At 71.2% G+C, this 17,704-nt stretch carries 16 protein-coding genes; 8 read left to right on the top strand and 8 right to left on the bottom strand.

Annotated features, from left to right (window positions below; all coding sequences use genetic code 11):
• Positions 1–164: 164 nt before the first annotated feature.
• The 5 genes from IE241_RS34300 (at position 165) to pgi (ending at position 4,821) form a co-directional block, all read left to right on the top strand.
• On the top strand, positions 165–1,376 hold the full coding sequence (locus IE241_RS34300; protein WP_229899662.1) for a phosphoglycerate kinase: 1,212 nt from the start codon (positions 165–167) through the stop codon (positions 1,374–1,376).
• A 6-nt stretch (positions 1,377–1,382) separates the two neighbouring features.
• Entirely contained in the window at positions 1,383–2,159 is a 777-nt protein-coding gene (gene tpiA / locus IE241_RS34295) for a triose-phosphate isomerase (protein WP_229899659.1), read from the top strand.
• 114 nt (positions 2,160–2,273) lie between these two features.
• A complete protein-coding gene (gene secG / locus IE241_RS22545; protein ID WP_030366610.1) occupies positions 2,274–2,504 on the top strand; it encodes a preprotein translocase subunit SecG in 231 nt (76 codons plus the stop codon).
• A 161-nt stretch (positions 2,505–2,665) separates the two neighbouring features.
• A complete protein-coding gene (locus IE241_RS22540; RefSeq protein WP_003957010.1) occupies positions 2,666–3,001 on the top strand; it encodes an RNA polymerase-binding protein RbpA in 336 nt (111 codons plus the stop codon).
• A gap of 134 nt (positions 3,002–3,135) precedes the next feature.
• A complete protein-coding gene (gene pgi, locus IE241_RS22535) occupies positions 3,136–4,821 on the top strand; it encodes a glucose-6-phosphate isomerase (protein ID WP_190023620.1) in 1,686 nt (561 codons plus the stop codon).
• Between the two features lie 283 nt (positions 4,822–5,104).
• Here the strand turns inward: pgi and pgl are convergent, their stop codons facing one another.
• Genes pgl through tkt form a run of 5 tightly spaced genes read right to left on the bottom strand, consistent with a single transcriptional unit; the run spans position 5,105 to position 11,726 of the window.
• Positions 5,105–5,884, bottom strand: coding sequence for a 6-phosphogluconolactonase (gene pgl, locus IE241_RS22530; protein ID WP_190023619.1), 780 nt, complete (start codon positions 5,882–5,884; stop codon positions 5,105–5,107).
• Complete coding sequence (gene opcA, locus IE241_RS22525) at positions 5,881–6,963, bottom strand: glucose-6-phosphate dehydrogenase assembly protein OpcA (RefSeq protein WP_190023618.1); 1,083 nt, start codon at positions 6,961–6,963, stop codon at positions 5,881–5,883. Before opcA ends, pgl begins: the two co-directional genes overlap by 4 nt.
• Entirely contained in the window at positions 6,960–8,486 is a 1,527-nt protein-coding gene (gene zwf / locus IE241_RS22520; protein WP_190023617.1) for a glucose-6-phosphate dehydrogenase, read from the bottom strand. Before zwf ends, opcA begins: the two co-directional genes overlap by 4 nt.
• A 1-nt stretch (position 8,487) precedes the next feature.
• Positions 8,488–9,603 carry a transaldolase gene (gene tal, locus IE241_RS22515; RefSeq protein WP_190023616.1) on the bottom strand — a complete coding sequence of 372 codons (1,116 nt, stop codon included), beginning with the start codon at positions 9,601–9,603 and terminating at the stop codon, positions 8,488–8,490.
• Between the two features lie 35 nt (positions 9,604–9,638).
• On the bottom strand, positions 9,639–11,726 hold the full coding sequence (gene tkt, locus IE241_RS22510) for a transketolase (RefSeq protein ID WP_190023615.1): 2,088 nt from the start codon (positions 11,724–11,726) through the stop codon (positions 9,639–9,641).
• A gap of 444 nt (positions 11,727–12,170) precedes the next feature.
• Between tkt and IE241_RS22505 the strand changes: the two genes are divergently transcribed.
• The 3 genes from IE241_RS22505 (at position 12,171) to IE241_RS22495 (ending at position 14,700) form a co-directional block, all read left to right on the top strand.
• Entirely contained in the window at positions 12,171–13,145 is a 975-nt protein-coding gene (locus IE241_RS22505; RefSeq protein ID WP_373300734.1) for a heme o synthase, read from the top strand.
• Between the two features lie 23 nt (positions 13,146–13,168).
• Positions 13,169–13,570 carry a hypothetical protein gene (locus IE241_RS22500; protein WP_190023613.1) on the top strand — a complete coding sequence of 134 codons (402 nt, stop codon included), beginning with the start codon at positions 13,169–13,171 and terminating at the stop codon, positions 13,568–13,570.
• A gap of 80 nt (positions 13,571–13,650) precedes the next feature.
• Positions 13,651–14,700, top strand: coding sequence for an amidohydrolase family protein (locus IE241_RS22495; protein ID WP_190023612.1), 1,050 nt, complete (start codon positions 13,651–13,653; stop codon positions 14,698–14,700).
• Here IE241_RS22495 and IE241_RS22490 read toward each other — a convergent pair.
• The 3 genes from IE241_RS22490 to IE241_RS22480 all read right to left on the bottom strand — a co-directional run bounded on the left by IE241_RS22490 (position 14,670) and on the right by IE241_RS22480 (position 17,499).
• On the bottom strand, positions 14,670–15,662 hold the full coding sequence (locus IE241_RS22490) for a COX15/CtaA family protein (RefSeq protein ID WP_190023611.1): 993 nt from the start codon (positions 15,660–15,662) through the stop codon (positions 14,670–14,672). The genes IE241_RS22495 and IE241_RS22490 overlap by 31 nt on opposite strands.
• Positions 15,663–15,757: 95 nt before the next feature.
• The gene (locus IE241_RS22485) at positions 15,758–16,543 is read right to left on the bottom strand and encodes an ABC transporter permease (protein WP_190023610.1); all 786 of its coding nucleotides are present in this window, start codon (positions 16,541–16,543) and stop codon (positions 15,758–15,760) included.
• On the bottom strand, positions 16,540–17,499 hold the full coding sequence (locus IE241_RS22480) for an ABC transporter ATP-binding protein (RefSeq protein ID WP_190023609.1): 960 nt from the start codon (positions 17,497–17,499) through the stop codon (positions 16,540–16,542). Before IE241_RS22480 ends, IE241_RS22485 begins: the two co-directional genes overlap by 4 nt.
• Between the last annotated feature and the right edge of the window lie 205 nt (positions 17,500–17,704).

Raw genomic sequence — 17,704 nt, 5'->3', positions numbered from 1 at the left:
TGGTCGTACGATCACAGGCATCGGGATGTAGGGGACGGGGCTCGTACGACGCGATGAAGCGTCGTACGGGCCCCGTCTCATGACTGTCCCCCAGCTACCGCTGGGAGGGGCCCCCATCCGGCTGGACGGGGATCTCCCACCTACGGACGTACCGGAGTCACCGCATGAAGACGATCGACGAACTCATCCAGGACGGTGTCGAGGGCAAGCGGATCTTCGTCCGCGCCGACCTCAACGTGCCGCTCGCCGGCACCACCATCACGGACGACGGCCGCATCCGCGCCGTCGCCCCGACGATTGCCAAGCTCGCCGCCGCGGGCGCCAAGGTGATCGTCGCCTCCCACCTGGGCCGTCCCAAGGGCGCCCCGGACCCCCAGTTCTCCCTCGCCCCGGCCGCCGCGCGGCTCGGCGAGATCCTGGGCAAGCAGGTCTCGTTCGCCACCGACACGGTCGGCGACAGCGCGAAGGCCACCGTCGCCGCACTGGCGAACGGCGAGGTCACGCTGCTGGAGAACCTCCGCTTCAACGCGGGCGAGACCAGCAAGGACGACGCGGAGCGCGGCGCTTTCGCCGACGCCCTCGCGTCCCTGGCCGACCTCTATGTGGGCGACGGCTTCGGTGCCGTGCACCGCAAGCACGCCTCGGTCTTCGACCTCCCGGCGCGCCTGCCGCACGCTGCCGGCGACCTGATCGCCACCGAGGTCGGCGTCCTGAAGAAGCTCACCGAGGACGTCGCGCGCCCCTACGTGGTGGTGCTCGGCGGCGCCAAGGTCTCCGACAAGCTGGGCGTCATCGACAACCTGCTGGAGAAGGCCGACCGCATCCTCATCGGCGGCGGCATGTCGTACACCTTCCTCAAGGCCAAGGGCCACGAGGTCGGCATCTCGCTGCTGCAGGAGGACCAGATCCCGGTCTGCCTGGAGTACCTGGCCCGCGCCGAGAAGCGCGGCGTGGAGTTCGTCCTCCCCGTCGACGTCCTGGTCTCGGCCGACTTCCCGGACCTGAAGACCAAGGCTGCGGCCAACCCCGAGCTCGTCGCCTCGGACGCCATCCCGGCGGACAAGGAGGGCCTGGACATCGGCCCGAAGACGCGTGAGCTCTACGCCTCGAAGCTCGCCGACGCCGGCACCGTCTTCTGGAACGGCCCGATGGGCGTCTTCGAGCACCCCGACTACGCCAACGGCACCAAGGCCGTTGCCCAGGCCCTGCTGGACTGCGACGGCTTCACCGTCGTGGGCGGCGGCGACTCGGCCGCGGCCGTGCGCATCCTGGGCTTCGACGAGAATGCTTTCGGCCACATCTCGACCGGCGGCGGCGCCAGCCTCGAATACCTCGAGGGCAAGACGCTCCCCGGCCTCGCCGCACTGGAGGACTGAACCACCGTGAGTGCACGTACCCCGCTGATGGCGGGCAACTGGAAGATGAACCTCAACCACCTTGAGGCCATCGCCCACGTCCAGAAGCTCGCCTTCGCGCTCGCCGACAAGGACTACGAGGGCACCGAGGTCGCGGTCCTGCCGCCCTTCACCGACCTCCGCTCGGTGCAGACGCTGGTCGACGGCGACAAGCTCAAGATCAAGTACGGCGCCCAGGACGTCTCGGCGTTCGACTCCGGCGCGTACACCGGCGAGATCTCCGGCGCCATGCTCGCCAAGCTCAAGTGCACCTACGTGGCGATCGGGCACTCCGAGCGCCGCCAGTACCACGGCGAGAGCGACGAGATCTGCAACGCCAAGGTCAAGGCCGCCTACCGGCACGGGCTCACCCCGATCCTGTGCGTCGGCGAGGGCCTGGACGTCCGCAAGGCCGGCGGCCAGGTCGCGCACACCCTCGCGCAGGTCGACGGCGCCCTCAAGGACGTCCCGGCCGAGCAGGCCGAGAGCATCGTCATCGCCTACGAGCCCGTATGGGCCATCGGCACCGGCGAGGTCGCCACGCCGGAGGACGCCCAGGAGGTCTGCGGTGCCATCCGCGGCCGCCTCGCCGAGCTCTACGGCCGTGAGGTCGCCGACAAGATCCGCATCCAGTACGGCGGCTCCGTCAAGTCCGGCAACATCGCCGCGATCATGGCGCAGCCCGACGTCGACGGCGCGCTGATCGGCGGCGCCGCGCTGGACGTGGACGACTTCGTCAAGATCGTTCGCTTCCGCGACCAGTAGCAGCGCTATGACGAGGACTCCTCCTCGTCGTACCCTGTCGGGGCCGGGACCGGCGTTTTCACGCCGACCCGGCCCTCACCATCGACGTCCGAGAGAGTTGGTCCAGCCGTGGTCATGGGGTTCTCGATCGCCCTCATCATCTTCAGCGTGCTGATGATGATGCTGGTGCTCATGCACAAGGGGAAGGGCGGCGGCCTGTCCGATATGTTCGGCGGCGGCATGCAGTCCTCCGTCGGCGGTTCCTCCGTCGCCGAGCGGAACCTCGACCGCATCACCGTGGTCGTCGGTCTGCTCTGGTTCGCGTGCATCGTCGCGCTCGGCCTGCTGATGAAGCTCGATAGCTGACGTACCGTCGTGAACGCGGCCTATCATTGGGGTCGCGTCCTCGCGGCCGGGCTGTAACTCCTGCCACTGGACGCGCGTTGGGCCTTACGTAGACTGGGGCGCCCGCAGCGGAACCATCGGTTCAGATGATCCGCAGCACCATTACGCAGGGAGTTACGACCGTGGCAAGTGGCAACGCGATCCGGGGAAGCCGGGTCGGAGCGGGGCCGATGGGTGAGGCCGAGCGGGGCGAGTCCGCGCCGCGCCTCCGCATCTCCTTCTGGTGCTCTAACGGGCACGAGACGCAGCCGAGCTTCGCCAGCGACGCACAGGTACCGGACACCTGGGACTGCCCGCGCTGCGGCTTCCCGGCCGGCCAGGACCGGGACAACCCACCGGACCCGCCGCGCACCGAGCCGTACAAGACGCATCTCGCGTACGTCCGGGAACGGCGCAGCGACGCCGACGGCGAGGCCATCCTCGCCGAGGCGCTCGCCAAGCTCCGCGGAGAGATCTGAGCCGCGGCGGCGTCCAGGCGGAACAACCAAAGGAAACGGCACCCCTCGTGGGTGCCGTTTCGTCTTGCGCTCGAACCGCCCGCAGATCAATTAGGTTGGAGGGCGGCGGGGCAGTTACGAGAATGAATGGGCTGATGTCCGAGATGAACGCAGAGGACCGCACCAGGCTGGACCGGACCCCGGAGTGGAACGCTCTGGCCAAGCACCGGGACGAACTGGGGGAGGTGCACCTGCGTGAGCTCTTCGCGGACGATCCGCGACGCGCCGAGAAGTACGCGCTCACCGTCGGCGACCTCCATCTGGACTACTCCAAGCACCTCGTCACCGACGAGACCCTGCGCCTGCTGCGCGAGCTGGCGGCCGCCGCGGACGTGGCCGGGCTGCGCGACGCCATGTTCCGCGGCGAGAAGATCAACACCACCGAGGGCCGCGCCGTGCTGCACACCGCGCTGCGCGCCCCGGAGTCCGCCGTCGTCAAGGTCGACGGCGAGAACGTGGTCCCGGCCGTCCACGCCGTGCTGCGCAAGATGCAGGTCTTCACCGACCGGGTGCGCAGCGGCGACTGGAAGGGTCACACCGGAAAGCCCGTCAAGAACATCGTCAACATCGGTATCGGCGGCTCCGACCTCGGTCCGGCGATGGCCTACGAGGCGCTGCGCGCCTTCACCGCCCGCGACCTGACCTTCCGTTTCGTCTCCAACGTGGACGGCGCGGACCTGCACGAGGCCGTGCGCGACCTGGACGCCGCCGAGACGCTGTTCATCGTCGCCTCCAAGACGTTCACGACGATCGAGACCATCACCAACGCCACCTCCGCGCGGAACTGGCTGCTGGCGCAGCTGGGCGCCGGCGAGGAGGCCGTCGCCAAGCACTTCGTGGCCCTGTCGACGAACGAGGAGAAGGTCTCCGAGTTCGGCATCGACACGACCAACATGTTCGAGTTCTGGGACTGGGTCGGCGGCCGCTACTCCTACGACTCGGCCATCGGGCTCTCCCTGATGCTCGCCATCGGCCCGGACCACTTCCGGGAGATGCTCGCCGGCTTCCACCTCGTCGACGAGCACTTCCGCACCGCCCCGCCGGAGGAGAACGCCCCGCTGCTGCTCGGCCTCCTCGGCGTCTGGTACGGCAACTTCCACGGCGCGCAGTCGCACGCCGTGCTGCCCTACAGCCACTACCTGTCGAAGTTCGCGGCCTATCTGCAGCAGCTCGACATGGAGTCCAACGGCAAGTCCGTCGACCGCGAGGGACGGCCCGTCAACTGGCAGACCGGGCCCGTCGTGTGGGGCACGCCCGGCACGAACGGCCAGCACGCCTATTACCAGTTGATCCACCAGGGCACGAAGCTGATCCCGGCGGATCTGCTGGGCTTCGCGCGGCCCGTGGAGGACCTCCAGCCGGGGCTGGTGGCCCAGCACGACCTGCTGATGGCGAACCTGTTCGCCCAGGGCCAGGCGCTGGCCTTCGGCAAGACGGCGGAGGAGGTCGCGGCGGAGGGCGTCCCGGCCGAGCTCGTCCCGCACAAGACGTTCCGGGGGAACCGCCCCACGACGACGATCCTCGCGGACGAGCTGTCGCCGTCGGTGCTCGGTCAGCTCATCGCGCTGTACGAGCACAAGGTGTTCGTCCAGGGCGCGATCTGGAACATCGACTCCTTCGACCAGTGGGGTGTCGAGCTGGGGAAGGTCCTCGCCAAGCGGGTGGAGCCGGCGCTCACGTCCGGCGCGGCCGTTTCCGGCCTGGACGCGTCGACGGCGGCGCTGGTTTCGCGTTACCGCGAGCTTCGGGGCCGCGGGGCCGCTGGGCGCGGGGCGGCTTGAACGCTCGGCCTGAGGCGGCTCCGGCGCCGCCGGGCACGCCGGAGGGTGGCTGAGCGCCGCGGCGGCGGGAGGGATGCCCCAGTCCCGCCCCTTCCCGAAACCGGGGGCAAGCCCCCGGACCCCGGCGGGGCCTGGGGCGCAGCCCCAGGAAACGGTGAAAGGGCGGGACCGGGGCCTCTCCTCCGCCGCGACGGCGCGTAACCACCACCGACGTATCCGGCGGTGCCAAGACAACGGCCCGGCCCCCGAGGAAACGGGAGCCGGGCCACTGTCATACGTACCGTCAGGGCGAAGCCGGGGGATACAGCCCCCGCGGCAGCTGGGCCGCGGCCGGCGCGTCCAGGAGCCACAGCGTGCGCTGACGCCCGTACGCGCCCGCGGCGGGCGTCTGGATCTCGCCCGCGCCCGACAGCGCCATGGCGACGGCATTCGCCTTGTCCTCCCCCGCAGCGAGCAGCCAGACCTCCCGTGCCGCCCGGATCGCCGGCAGCGTCAGGGAGACGCGGGTCGGCGGCGGCTTCGGCGCGCCGTGGACGCCCACGACCGTGCGCTCGGTCTCCCGGACGCCCGGGAGCTCCGGGAAGAGCGAGGCCACGTGGGTGTCGGGGCCGACGCCCAGCAGGAGGACGTCGAAGGACGGCACCGGACCGTGGTCCTCGGGCCGGGCGGCCGCGGCCAGCTCCGCCGCGTACACCTCGGCCGCCGCGTCCGCGTCGTCGTGCTTGCCGTCCGCCGCGGGCATGTAGTGCACCCGCGCCGGGTCGAGGTCCACGGCGTCCAGCAGGGCCTCGCGGGCCTGCGTGGCGTTGCGCTCGGGGTCGCCCTCGGGCAGGAAGCGCTCGTCGCCCCACCACAGGTCCAGGCGCGACCAGTCGACCGCGTCCCGGGCGGGCGCCGCGGCGAGGGCTGCGAGCAGCCCGTTGCCGTTGCGCCCGCCGGTGAGGACGACGGACGCCGAGCCGCGCGCGGCCTGGGCGTCCACGATCTTCGTGATCAGCCGGGCCGCCGCGGCCTGGGCCATCAGCTCCTTGTCCCGGTGGACGACGATCTGCGGCGTGCTCACTTGCCGGCCGCCTTCTTGCCGCCGGCGGCCTTCTTGGCGGGGGCCGGAGCGGGCTTCTCCCCGGCCTCCGGAGCCTCGGCAGCGGCCGGAGCCTCGGCGGACTCCGCCGCCGGGGCCTTCGCGGCCGGAGCCGCGGCCGCCGCCGGAGCCGGGGCGTCCTTCAGCCGGTCCACGCCGTACTTCAGCGCCGACTCGTAGATGTCGTCCGGGTCGAGCCGCCGCAGCTCCTCCGCGAGGAGCTCCGCCGTCTCGCGCCGCTGGAGTGCGACGGCGCGGTCGGGCTGGCCGGGCATGGAGAGCGTGGCCAGGGAGCCGTCCGGGCGGCCCAGGACGACGGGACCGTTCTTGGTCTCCAGGCGGACGGCGGTGAGGCCGGGGCCGTCGGAGACGGTGCGCCGCACCGGCACGCCGAGGCGGTCGGCGAGCCACAGGGCGAGGAGCTCGGCGCTGGGGTTGTAGCCCTCGCCCTCGACCTCCGCGGAGACGACGTCGGCGTGCTGCTGGTCCAGGGCGGCCGCGAGCATGGAGCGCCACGGCGTGATCCTGGCCCAGGCGAGGTCGGTGTCGCCGGGCGTGTAGTGCGCGGCGCGGGCCGCGATCTCCTTGACCGGGTCCTCGGCGGCGTACGCGTCGGTGACACGGCGCTGGCCGAGCGCACCCAGCGGGTCCTTGTCGGGGTCGACCGGGGAGCCGACCGGCCACCAGACGACCACGGGGGCGTCGGGCAGCAGCAGCGGCAGGACGACCGACTGGGCGTGGTCTATCACCTCGCCGTAGAGCCGCAGGACGACGGTCTCGCCGGTGCCGGCGGAGGTGCCGACCCGGACCTCGGCGTCGAGGCGGGCCTTGGCGCGGTCGCGCGGGGAGCGGCTGACGCGCTTGATGACGACGAGCTTGCGCGAGGGGTGCTCGCGGGACGCCTCGTTGGCGGCCTTGAGCGCGTCGTAGGCGTGCTCCTCGTCGGTGACGATGACCAGGGTGAGGACCATGCCGATGGCGGGGGTGCCGATGGCGCGGCGGCCCTGGACCAGCGCGTTGTTGATCTTGCTGGAGGTGGTGTCCGTGAGGTCGATCTTCATGGCCGGCGCCAGCTCCGTCCGTCTCGTGCGAGCATCTCGTCCGCCTCGACCGGTCCCCAGGTGCCGGCCGGGTAGGACGCGGGCTTGCCGTTGCTCTCCCAGTACTGCTCGATCGGGTCGAGGATCTGCCAGGAGAGCTCGACCTCCTTCAGGCGCGGGAAGAGGTTGGCGTCGCCCAGCAGCACATCGAGGATGAGCCGCTCGTAGGCCTCGGGGCTGGACTCGGTGAAGGACTCGCCGTAGGCGAAGTCCATCGAGACGTCCCGGACCTCCATCTGGGTGCCGGGCACCTTGGAGCCGAACCGCATGGTCACGCCCTCGTCCGGCTGCACCCGGATGACCAGGGCGTTCTGCCCGAGCTCCTCGGTCGCAGTGTGGTCGAAGGGGGAGTGCGGGGCGCGCTGGAAGACGACCGCGATCTCGGTGACGCGGCGGCCGAGCCGCTTGCCGGTGCGCAGGTAGAAGGGGACGCCCGCCCAGCGGCGGTTGTCGATCTCCAGCTTGATCGCGGCGTAGGTGTCGGTCTTGGAGGCCGGGTCGATGCCCTCTTCCTCCAGGTAGCCGACGACCTCCTCGCCGCCCTGCCAGCCGTGCGCGTACTGGCCGCGGACGGTCTCCTTGCCGAGGTCCTTGGGCAGCCGGACGGCGCCCAGCACCTTGGTCTTCTCGGCGACCAGCGCGTCCGCGTCGAAGGAGGCGGGCTCCTCCATGGCGGTCAGCGCGAGCAGCTGGAGGAGGTGGTTCTGGATGACGTCACGGGCGGCGCCGATGCCGTCGTAGTAGCCGGCGCGGCCGCCGATGCCGATGTCCTCGGCCATGGTGATCTGTACGTGGTCGACGTAGGACCGGTTCCAGATCGGCTCGAAGAGGGTGTTGGCGAAGCGGAGCGCCAGGATGTTCTGGACGGTCTCCTTGCCCAGGTAGTGGTCGATCCGGAAGACCTCTTCGGTCGGGAAGACCTCGTGGACGACCTTGTTGAGCTCCTGGGCGCTGGCCAGGTCGTGGCCGAAGGGCTTCTCGATGACGGCGCGCCGCCAGGAGCCCTCCTTCTGCTCGGCCAGCCCGTGCTTCTTCAGCTGCTGGACGACCTTGGGGAACCACTTGGGCGGCACCGAGAGGTAGAAGGCGAAGTTGCCGCCGGTGCCCTGCTGCTTGTCGAGGTCCTCGATGGTGTGCTTGAGGGTCTCGAACGCGGCGTCGTCGTCGAAGTCGCCCTGCACGAAGCGGCAGCCCTGCACCAGCTGCTGCCAGACCTCCTCGCGGAAGGGCGTGCGGGAGTGTTCCTTGACGGCGTCGTGCACGATCTGGGCGAAGTCCTCGTTCTCCCAGTCGCGGCGCGCGAAGCCGATGAGCGAGAAGCCCGGCGGCAGCAGCCCGCGGTTGGCGAGGTCGTAGACCGCCGGCATCAGCTTTTTCCTGGACAAATCGCCCGTGACGCCAAAGATGACCAGGCCCGACGGCCCCGCGATACGCGGGAGCCGTCGGTCCAGAGCGTCACGCAGCGGATTGCTGCTTGTGCTCAATTCACGCCTCCGGAGCGAGGCGCTTGAGCTCCGCCTCGGTGGACTTCAGCAGGTCGTTCCAGGACTGCTCGAACTTGTCGACGCCCTCGTCCTCCAGGAGCTGCACGACATCGTCGTACGAGATCCCCACCTTGGCGATCGCGTCGAGCTCGGCCTTGGCCTGCTCGTACGTGCCGCGCACGGTGTCACCGGTGATCTGCCCGTGGTCGGCCGTGGCCTCCAGGGTGGCCTCCGGCATGGTGTTGACCGTGTTCGGGGCGACCAGGTCGTCCACGTACAGCGTGTCCTTGTAGGCCGGGTCCTTGACGCCGGTCGAGGCCCACAGCGGACGCTGCTTGTTGGCGCCGGCCTTCTCCAGGGCGGCCCAGCGGTCCGAGGAGAAGACCTCCTCGTAGGCCTGGTAGGCCAGGCGGGCGTTGGCGAGGGCGGCCTTGCCGCGCAGCGCCTTGGCCTCGTCGGTGCCCAGGGCGTCCAGGCGCTTGTCGATCTCGGTGTCCACGCGGGACACGAAGAAGGACGCGACCGAGTGGATCAGGGACAGGTCCAGGCCCGCGGCCTTGGCCGTCTCCAGACCGGTCAGGTACGCGTCCATGACCGCGCGGTAGCGCTCGAGGGAGAAGATCAGCGTGACGTTGACGCTGATGCCCTTGCCGATCACGTCGGCGATGGCCGGCAGGCCCGCCTTGGTGGCCGGGATCTTGATCAGCGTGTTGGGGCGGTCCACCAGCCAGGCCAGCTGCTTGGCCTCGGCGACGGTGGCCGTGGTGTTGTGCGCGAGGCGCGGGTCGACCTCGATGGAGACCCGGCCGTCCTGGCCGTTCGAGGCGTCGAAGACCGGGCGCAGGATGTCGGCGGCGTCGCGGACGTCCGCCGTGGTGATCATGCGGATGGCCTCGTCCACCGTGACCTTGCGGGCCGCGAGGTCGGCGAGCTGGGCCTCGTAGCCGTCGCCGCCCGAGATCGCCTTCTGGAAGATCGACGGGTTGGTGGTGACGCCCACGACGTGGCTCTGGTCGATCAGCTCGGCCAGGTTGCCGGACGTGATGCGCTTGCGGGACAGGTCGTCCAGCCAGATCGCGACGCCTTCGTCGGAGAGGCGCTTGAGTGCGTCTGTCATGGGTTCTGCATCTCCTACTTGCTCGTAAAGGGGCGTCAGCGGCGGTTGGCGTCGGCGTGCTCGATCGACTCGCGCGCGGCCGCGACGACGGCCTCGGTGGTCAGACCGAACTCGCGGTAGAGCACCTTGTAGTCGGCGGAGGCGCCGAAGTGCTCCAGCGACACGATGCGGCCGGCCTCGCCGACGTAGCGGTGCCAGGTCAGGCCGATGCCGGCCTCGACGGCCACGCGGGCCTTGACGTCCGGCAGCAGCACGCCGTCGCGGTACGCCTGGTCCTGCTCCTCGAACCACTCGACGGACGGCATGGAGACCACGCGGGTCGGGATGCCCTCGGCCTGGAGCTGCTCGCGGGCCTCGACGGCCAGCTGGACCTCGGAGCCGGTGCCGATCAGGATCACCTGCGGACGGCCGCCCTCGGCCTCGAACAGGACGTAGCCACCCTTGGCCACACCCTCGTTCGCCTCGTACGTCGGGACGTTCTGGCGGGTGAGGGCCAGACCGTGCGGCGCGGGCTTGACCGTGTGGCGCTTGGTGATCTCGCGCCAGGCGATCGCCGTCTCGTTGGCGTCGGCCGGGCGGACCATGTTCAGGCCCGGGATGGCGCGCAGGGCGGCCATGTGCTCGACCGGCTGGTGGGTCGGGCCGTCCTCGCCGAGGCCGATGGAGTCGTGCGTCCACACGTAGGTGACCGGCAGCTTCATCAGCGCGGCCAGGCGGACCGCCGGGCGCATGTAGTCGGAGAACACCAGGAAGGTGCCGCCGTAGACGCGGGTGTTGCCGTGCAGCGCGATGCCGTTCATGGTCGAGCCCATGGCGTGCTCGCGGATGCCGAAGTGGATCGTGCGGCCGTAGGGGTCGGCCTCCGGCAGCGGGTTGCCCTTCGGCAGGAAGGACGATGACGGGTCGATCGTGGTGTTGTTCGAGCCGGCGAGGTCGGCGGAGCCGCCCCACAGCTCGGGGATCACGCCGCCCAGCGCCTTGAGGACCTCGCCCGACGCCTTGCGGGTCGCGACGTCCTTGCCGGCCGGGAAGACCGGGAGGGTCTTCTCCCAGCCGTCGGGCAGCTCGCCCGCGACGATGCGGTCGAACTCCGCGGCGCGCTCCGGGTTGGCCTCGCGCCACTCCTGGATGCGCTTGTCCCACGTGGCGTGGGCCTCGCGGCCGCGGTCGACGACCTTGCGGACGTGGCTGAAGACCTCGTCCTCGACCTGGAAGTCCTGCTCGGGGTCGAAGCCCATGACGCGCTTGGTCGCGGCGACCTCCTCGGCACCCAGCGCCGAGCCGTGCGAGGCCTCGGTGTTCTGGGCGTTCGGGGCCGGCCAGGCGATGATCGTGCGCGCGGCGATGATCGAGGGGCGCTCGGTCTCCTCCTGCGCGGCCTTCAGCGCCGCGTGCAGGGCGTGGACGTCGAAGTCGCCGTTGGCGGCCTGCTCGATGCGCTGGACGTGCCAGCCGTAGGCCTCGTAGCGCCCCAGGACGTCCTCGGAGAACGCGGTCTCCGTGTCACCCTCGATCGAGATGTGGTTGTCGTCGTAGAGCGCGACGATGTTGCCGAGCTTCTGGTGGCCGGCGAGCGAGGAGGCCTCGGCGGAGATGCCCTCCTCCAGGTCGCCGTCGGAGACGATCGCCCAGATGGTGTGGTCGAACGGGGACGTGCCCTCCGGGGCCTCCGGGTCGAACAGGCCGCGCTCGTAGCGGGCGGCCATGGCCATGCCCACGGCGTTGGCGATGCCCTGGCCCAGCGGGCCGGTCGTCGTCTCCACACCGCGCGTGTGACCGTGCTCCGGGTGACCGGGGGTCTTGCTGTCCCAGGTGCGGAAGGACTTGAGGTCGGAGAGCTCCAGGCCGTAGCCCGCCATGAACAGCTGGATGTACAGCGTCAGGCTGGTGTGGCCGGGGGAGAGGACGAACCGGTCGCGGCCGGTCCAGTCGGCGTCACTGGGGTCGTGGCGCATCATCTTCTGGAACAGCAGATAGGCGGCGGGGGCCAGGCTCATTGCCGTGCCCGGATGGCCGTTGCCGACCTTCTGCACGGAGTCCATGGCCAGGACGCGGGCGGTATCGACGGCCCGCTGGTCCAGTTCGGTCCATTCGAGGTCTGTGGTGGTCGGCTTGGTGCTCACCCTTGGATCAGGGCTCCTCTCCACATGGTCTTATCTGCCGGGGGCGGTATGTTCCGCCACGACGCGGCGTGGTCGAGCCTACCCCTGTAGGGACGTGCATCTTTTCGACGTACAGTCGGCTGCCCGTTCAAGGGCAAGCGAATCACGGCGCCAGGGATTCCCGCCGCGAGCGCGGCGCCCTGATTACAGCCTGCCGGGCGGGGCGGCCGCCCGCCTCCCGAACGCGACCGTTCCGTCATGTCCGGGGGTGGCTCCGGGGGCTCCGCGGCCGCCCCCGGGTGGTGCGGGGGCGCCTTCTTGATCCGTTCGGTGCGCCCTCAACACGACCCACCCCGGCGGAGGCCGCGCCATCCCCTGCGTCTAAAGTGGCGTGGTACGCGCAAGTCTTTACCGGGCTTTCCGTCCCGGATGTGCTTGCTGGCCTTATCTCTGTCAGGGGTGTGCGTGACGGCCGTCGAATCCCGTCCTGCGGGTGGGGGTACCTCCCACGCCTTTAAGGCAGTGGGGGAGCTTACCGAAAGCCCCGGTCACCGGCCGTTCGGAGCCCGTGCCAAGGCGTTCGTGGCGCTGACCAAGCCGCGTGTCATCGAGCTGCTGCTGATGACGACCGTGCCGGTGATGTTCCTCGCGGCCGAGGGTGTGCCCGACCTGTGGCTGGTCCTGGCCACCTGTATCGGCGGCTACCTGTCCGCGGGCGGCGCCGGCGCGTTCAACATGTGGTACGACCGCGACATCGACGCCCTGATGGACCGTACGTCGCAGCGCCCGCTGGTGACCGGCATGGTCTCCCCCAAGGAGTGCCTGGTCTTCGCCTCCGCGCTGACCGTGGGCTCGACCCTGTGGTTCTGGTTCCTGGTCAACCCGCTGTCGGCGATGCTCTCCCTGGGCGCCAACGCCTTCTACGTCGTCGTCTACACGATGATCCTCAAGCGCCGCACCGCGCAGAACATCGTCTGGGGCGGCATCGCGGGCTGCATGCCCGTCATCATCGGCTGGTCGGCCGTCGCGAACTCCGTCTCCTGGGCCTCGCTCGTGCTGTTCCTGGTCATCTTCTTCTGGACGCCGCCGCACTACTGGCCGCTGTCGATGAAGGTCAAGGACGACTACGAGCGCGTGGGTGTGCCCATGCTGCCCGTCATCGCGGGCAACAAGGCGGTCGCCAAGCAGATCGTCCTCTACAGCTGGGTGATGGTCGCCGTCTCGCTCTCGCTGCAGCCGCTCGGCTACACCAGCTGGTTCTACACGGTGGTCGCGGCCGCGCTCGGCGCCTTCTGGCTGAAGGAGGCCCACGCCCTGCAGGCCCGGGCCAAGGCCGGCATCACGGGGGCGAAGCTCAAGGAGATGCGGCTGTTCCACTGGTCCATCACCTATGTGTCGCTGCTGTTCGTGGCCGTGGCCGTGGACCCCTTCCTTCGTTAATTACCGCTCGGTAGCATCTGTGTATGGCAGATGACACCACCCCGCAGGACGGCGCGGCAGAGAAGACGGCGGAGAAGACGGCCGAGAAGGCCGCACCCTCCGACGCCCGGGCGGACCGCAAGGCCGCCCGGCTCGCCCGCCAGATCGAGACCTTCGCCAAGAGCCACGGCGGCTCCGCCGAGGGCCAGCTGGCCCACATCGCCCGCGGCACCACGCGCATCGCCCTGGTGGGCTCCAACGGCGAGTGGGGCAACCTCGTCGCCCCCTCCATGGACGTCGCCCGCAAGGCCGCCGAGAAGGCCGGGCTCACCCTCCACGACGACTTCGACGGCGAGCTCGCCGCCAAGGTCCGCACCGGCCCGTACGAGTGGTCGCGCATGGCCGGCATCCAGGTCGGCGGGCCGGCCAACCCCGGCGATAACTGACGCGCCCCTCGGCCGTTAGACCCGCGGGGAGCGGCGCACATGCGCCGCTCGGGGCGGGGCACGGCACGAGGGGGCGGGGGATGGACGGCTTGCCGCTGCTCGTCGACCAGCACAGCCACGGCGCGGTCCATGGCGAGCTGGGGCTCGGCGGGTTCGAGGCGCACCTGGCCGCGGCCGCCGGGGCCGCGGGCCCCGCGCCGCCCGGCACCACCTTCTTCGACAGCCGCACCGGCCTCGCCCTGCGCCGCTGGTGTCCGCCCCTGCTGGGCCTGGACCCCTACTGCTCACCCGTTCGCTATCTGGCCCGCCGCCGCGAGCTGGGCGCCTACCGCGCGGGGCAGCTGCTGCTGCGCGGCGCGGGCATCGGCACCTTCCTGCTGGAGACGGGGGAGCCGAGCGGCCTCACCTCGGCCGCCGAGCTCGCCGGCGCCGCGGACGGCCGCGCCTACGAGATCGTGCGCCTCGAACCGCTCGCCGAACAGATCGCCGACACCTCCGGAAGCGCGGACTCCTTCACCGCCTACCTCGCCGAGGCGCTCTACGCGGCCGCCCTGAGCGCCACCGCGTTCGCCTGCGCCGTCCCCTTCTGCGAGGGCAGCCCGCCGGGCCTCGCAGAGGTGCGCAAGGCCGCGGGCCAGTGGCTGCGGACGCGCCGCCCGGGCGGCCGGCTGGACGATCCGGTGCTCGCCCGCCATCTGCTGTGGAGCGCACTCGCCGCCGGGCTGCCCGTCCAGCTGCACTGCCCCGACCCGCTGCGGCTCTCCCGCTTCCTGCGGGCCACCGCGGGCCTGGGCGCCGATCTGGTGCTGCTGCCCGACCCCTGGCACCACCGGGAGGCCGCGCAGCTCGCGGGGGCCTTCCCGCACGTGTACGCGGACGTGGGCGCGCGGCCCGAGGAGACGCTGCGCGAGGCGCCCTTCGGCAAGCTGCTGTTCTCCAGCGGCGCGCGCGGCCCGGCCGAGCTCTACGTGGTCGCCGCCCGGTCGTTCTCCCGGGCCATGGAGCGGCTGATGGGTGACTGGGTGGCCGACGGCTGGTGCCGGCGGGCCGACGCGAGCAGGATCGCCTCGCTCGTCGCGGCCGGCACCGCCCGCAGGGTCTACCGGCTGGACGCGGAGGTGGCGGCCTGAATCGCCTCGTGCTCGCCCGACGGGGCGGGCAGGACGGCGGCCTCGCCGCGCTCCCGCAGCGACAGGGCGACCCGCAGCGCGGCGATCCACACCAGGCAGGAGCCGAACATGTGCGCGCCGACGACGAGCTCCGGCTCGTCGTTGAAGTACTGCACGTAGCCGATGACGCCCTGGAACATCAGCACGGCGAACAGCTCGACCACGCGGCGGCGCGGCACGGCCGGCGCCTTGACGGCCCGCAGGACGAACCACAGGGCGATCGTCAGGCCGACCACGATGTAGACGAAGTCGACGTGCAGCTGGGTGACCTCGCGCCAGTCCAGCGGGATGCGGTGGACGTCCTTCTTGGCGTCGCCCGCGTGCCGGCCGGAGCCGGTCACCACCGTGCCGGCCAGGATCAGCAGGACGGTCGCCCCGACCAGGACCCAGCTGAGCTGCCGCACCGGACGCGCCACCAGGTCGCGCGGCTCGTCGTCGCCCTCGGCCGAGCGGTGCCACATCACCACGGCCACCGTCAGCAGCGCGGTGGCCGCCAGGAAGTGCAGGGCCACGATGTACGGGTTGAGGCCCGTCAGCACGGTGATGCCGCCGATGATGCCGTTGCTCGCGATGAGCCAGAACTGGGCCCAGCCCAGGCGCGTGAGGGAGCGGCGGCGCGGGGCACGCGCGCGTGCCGCCACGATCGCGACGCCGACGAACACGCACAGCACGTACGTCAGCATGCGGTTGGTGAACTCGATGACGCCGTTGATGCCCATCTCCGGGGTCGGCGTCAGGCTGTCTTCGGTGCAGGTGGGCCACGTCGGGCAGCCGAGCCCCGACTGGGTGAGCCGGACCGCGCCGCCCGTCACCACGATGACCACGGCCATCATCACGGCGGCGAGGGCCGCCCGCCGGACGAAGCGCGCGGAAGGCTGCCAGCGGTCGGCGACGATCTGGAGGGGGTTCAGCGTTTTCGGCACGGGCTCATCGTAAAGGGGAGCTTGTGCACGGATTCACGAGGGGGCGGCGTGGCGTGCATTCATGCAGCTCACCGGGCTCGCTTCCGGCGGAGGGCTCACTCCCAGCGGAAGAACTTCGCCGCCGCCCCCAGCCCCAGCACCGCCCACACGGCGAGGATGCCGAGGTCGCCCCACGGCATGCCCGCGCCGTGCTGCAGGACGTCCCGCAGGCCGTCCGACAGAGCCGAGATCGGCAGCAGCTCCAGCGCCGCCCGCACCCCGCCGGGGAACTTCTCCATCGGCACGATCACGCCGCCGCCGACCAGCAGCAGGAGGAAGACGAGATTCGCCGCGGCCAGCGTCACCTCTGCCTTGAGCGTGCCGGCCATCAGCAGCCCGAGGCCGGAGAACGCCGCCGTGCCCAGGACGAGCAGCAGCAGGACCGCGAAGGGGTTGCCCTGCGGCGACCAGCCCAGCGCGAAGGCGATCACCGTCAGCAGCACGATCTGCAGCACTTCGGTGACCAGCACCGAGCAGGTCTTCGCCGTCATCAGCGCCCAGCGCGGCAGCGGGGTGGCGCCGAGCCGCTTGAGGACGCCGTAGCGGCGCTCGAAGCCGGTCGCGATGGCCTGGCCGGTGAACGCCGTGGACATCACGGCAAGCGCCAGCACGCCCGGGGCGAGGAAGTCGACGGCCTCGCCGTCGCCTGTGTCCACAATGTCGACGGCGCTGAAGAGGACGAGCAGCAGCGTGGGGATGACGACGGTCAGCAGCAGCTGCTCGCCGTTGCGCAGCAGCATGCGGGTCTCCAGCGCGGCCTGCGCGCGGATCATCCGGGAGAGGGGCGCGGCGCCGGGACGCGGGGTGAATGCCCCGTCGCTCGTAGAGGTCACATGGCTCATGCCCGCAGCTCCTTACCGGTCAGCTCCAAGAAGACGTCCTCCAGCGTGTGCCGCTCGACCGCGATGCGGTCCGGCATGACGCCGTTCTGCGCGCACCACGTGGTCACGGTGGCCAGCAGCTGCGGGTCGATGCGGCCGCCGACGCGGTACGTGCCCGGGGTCAGCTCCGCCGCCGTCGACTGGGCGGGCAGGGCCTTCAGGAGCGAGCCGAGGTCCAGTCCGGGCCGGCCGCTGAAGCGCAGGGTGTTCTCCGCGCCGCCCCGGCACAGCTCCTCGGGGCTGCCCTGGGCGATGACCTTGCCGCTGTCGATGATGGCGACGTCGTCGGCCAGGGCCTCGGCCTCGTCCATGTAGTGCGTGGTGAGGACGACGGTGACGCCGTCGGTGCGCAGCTCGCGCACCAGCTCCCAGGTGGCGTGGCGGGCCTGCGGGTCGAGGCCGGCCGTCGGCTCGTCCAGGAAGACGAGCTCGGGGCGGCCGACGACGGCCATGGCGAGCGCGAGGCGCTGCTGCTGGCCGCCGGACAGGCGCCGGTAGGGCGTCCGGCCGCAGCTGCCCAGGCCCAGCCGGTCTATGAGGGAGGGGACGTCGAGGGGGTGGGCGTGCAGGGAGGCGACGTGGCGCAGCATCTCTTCCGCGCGCGCCCCCGCGTACACCCCTCCGCTCTGCAGCATCACGCCGACGCGGGGCCGCAGGGCCGCGGCGTCGGCGACGGGGTCGAGCCCGAGGACGCGGACGGTGCCGGCGTCGGGGCGGCGGTAGCCCTCGCAGGTCTCGATCGTGGTGGTCTTGCCGGCCCCGTTGGGGCCGAGGACGGCGGTGAGGCCGCCGCGGGCGACGGACAGGTCGAGGCCGTCCACCGCGGTCTTGGGTCCGTACCGCTTCACCAGCCCGCGGACCTCGACCGCGGGCCGGCCGGGGGCCTCGGGGGTGTCCCCCGGGAAGACGCTGCGCATGGCGGGAAGTCTACGAAGCCCGGCGTGTCCCCGGATGCCCCGGGGTGGATCCCGTCCAGGAATCAGGGGGGCGCGGGCCCCGGGGGAGAGCGGGGGAGAGCGGGGCGGAGACCAAGATCGACGGGTGGCGGTTAGGTAACCCTTAGTGATCGAGGACACCGCCGACCGGTGGGGGCCGGGCTTGTCCGCCTCCAGGTAATTACGC

The organism is Streptomyces hiroshimensis (assembly GCF_014650335.1).
In the GTDB taxonomy this organism is placed as follows: Bacteria; Actinomycetota; Actinomycetes; order Streptomycetales; family Streptomycetaceae; genus Streptomyces; species Streptomyces hiroshimensis.
This window is presented reverse-complemented; position numbering and strand designations above follow the sequence as displayed.

What these genes read in the sequence shown, in the direction of transcription:
- IE241_RS22480 (WP_190023609.1), bottom strand. Translation starts at nt 17,499, where the DNA reads ATGCGCAGCGTCTTCCCGGGGGACACCCCCGAGGCCCCCGGCCGGCCC.
- IE241_RS22485 (WP_190023610.1), bottom strand. Translation starts at nt 16,543, where the DNA reads ATGAGCCATGTGACCTCTACGAGCGACGGGGCATTCACCCCGCGTCCC.
- tal (WP_190023616.1), bottom strand. Translation starts at nt 9,603, where the DNA reads ATGACAGACGCACTCAAGCGCCTCTCCGACGAAGGCGTCGCGATCTGG.
- IE241_RS34300 (WP_229899662.1), top strand. Translation starts at nt 165, where the DNA reads ATGAAGACGATCGACGAACTCATCCAGGACGGTGTCGAGGGCAAGCGG.
- IE241_RS22495 (WP_190023612.1), top strand. Translation starts at nt 13,651, where the DNA reads ATGGACGGCTTGCCGCTGCTCGTCGACCAGCACAGCCACGGCGCGGTC.
- pgi (WP_190023620.1), top strand. Translation starts at nt 3,136, where the DNA reads ATGTCCGAGATGAACGCAGAGGACCGCACCAGGCTGGACCGGACCCCG.
- opcA (WP_190023618.1), bottom strand. Translation starts at nt 6,963, where the DNA reads ATGAAGATCGACCTCACGGACACCACCTCCAGCAAGATCAACAACGCG.
- secG (WP_030366610.1), top strand. Translation starts at nt 2,274, where the DNA reads ATGGGGTTCTCGATCGCCCTCATCATCTTCAGCGTGCTGATGATGATG.
- IE241_RS22500 (WP_190023613.1), top strand. Translation starts at nt 13,169, where the DNA reads ATGGCAGATGACACCACCCCGCAGGACGGCGCGGCAGAGAAGACGGCG.